This window comes from Actinomadura sp. 9N407 (assembly GCF_044326315.1).
Classification (GTDB): domain Bacteria; phylum Actinomycetota; class Actinomycetes; order Streptosporangiales; family Streptosporangiaceae; genus Spirillospora.
This window is the reverse complement of sequence record NZ_JBIRAW010000075.1, coordinates 1-1196: the sequence shown is the minus strand read 5'-3', so window position 1 is coordinate 1196 and position 1196 is coordinate 1. Positions and strand designations below refer to the sequence as shown.

Below are 1196 nucleotides of genomic sequence, written 5' to 3'. Positions count from 1 at the left end.
GGCGATGTCAAGCGGCTGTTGCAACGAGGAATTGGTTGAGGGCTTGGGCTGGGGTTTTCCAGTCCAGGGTCTGGCGGGGTCGTGCGTTGAGTTCGCGGGCGACCTCGTCCAGGTCGTGTTGGGTGTGGGTGCGGAAGTCGGTGGATGAACGGGGGAAGTACTGGCGGAGCAGGCCGTTGGTGTTCTCGTTGGTGCCGCGCTGCCAGGGTGAGTGGGGGTCGCAGAAGTAAACTTGGCAGCCGGTGGCCAGGGTGAAGGTGGCGTGCCGGGCCATCTCGGAGCCCTGGTCCCAGGTGAGGGTGGCGGCCAGTTCGGCCGGCAGTCGCCGCATCAGGCCGATGAGGACGTCGGTGACCTGCTCCGACACCCGCGAGTCGGGCAGGGAGCCGAGCATCACGAACCGGGTGGTGCGCTCGACCAGGGTGATGATGGCGCTGGTGCCGCGGGCGCCGATGATCAGGTCGCCTTCCCAGTGGCCGGGGACGGCCCGGTCGGTGGCCTGGGCGGGCCGGGCGGAGATGTGCAGGTCGGCGGTCCAGGGTTTGGGGCTGCGTTCGGCGCGGGCCAGCCGTGATTGCGGGCGGCGGGCGGTGCGGCCGGTGCGCAGCGCACGCCGGCCGCCGAGCTGGCGGGCCAGTTCGGCGCGCATCCGGCCGCGGGACTGGTAGTAGATGGCCTGGTAGATCGTCTCGTGCGACACCTGCAGCTCCGGCTGGTGGGGGTGGGTGGCGGCCAGGTGCGCGGCGATCTGCTGCGGCGACCACCGCGCGATCAGCAGATCACGCACCACCGGCCACAGCCGGCCCGCGCACCGGGCGCGGCCCTTGTTCCCGCTGTTGCCGATCAGCTTTCCCGGCCGGTGCCGCCGCGCCCGCTCCTGCGCCTTGCGGTGCGCGGCCACATGCGAGTACGTCCACCGGTACAGCCCGCCCAGCCCGTCCGGGCGCGCCGTGGTGGCCCGGCCGGGATGCCGCGCCCCGCCACCACCGGCGTCGCTGCGCCGGTAGGAGTGGTTGCGGTCCACCTCCCGCCACACCGTCGACCGGTCCCGGCCGATCGCCTCCGCGATCTGCGGAAACGATCGGCCCGCACCGAACAACACCTCGATCTGCGCACGCTCGGCACTGGTAAGACGACGTCCTGGCACAACAAGATCCTTTCAAAGACCTCGTTGCAACAGACACTAGAGACCACCC

General features: G+C 70.9%; 1 protein-coding gene. It reads right to left on the bottom strand.

Going from position 1 to position 1196, the window contains the following annotated elements; translation table 11 throughout:
* Nucleotides 1-7 precede the first annotated feature (7 nt).
* Entirely contained in the window at nucleotides 8-1147 is a 1140-nt protein-coding gene (locus ACH34Q_RS46920) for an IS30 family transposase (RefSeq protein ID WP_395989762.1), read from the bottom strand.
* Nucleotides 1148-1196 lie beyond the last annotated feature (49 nt).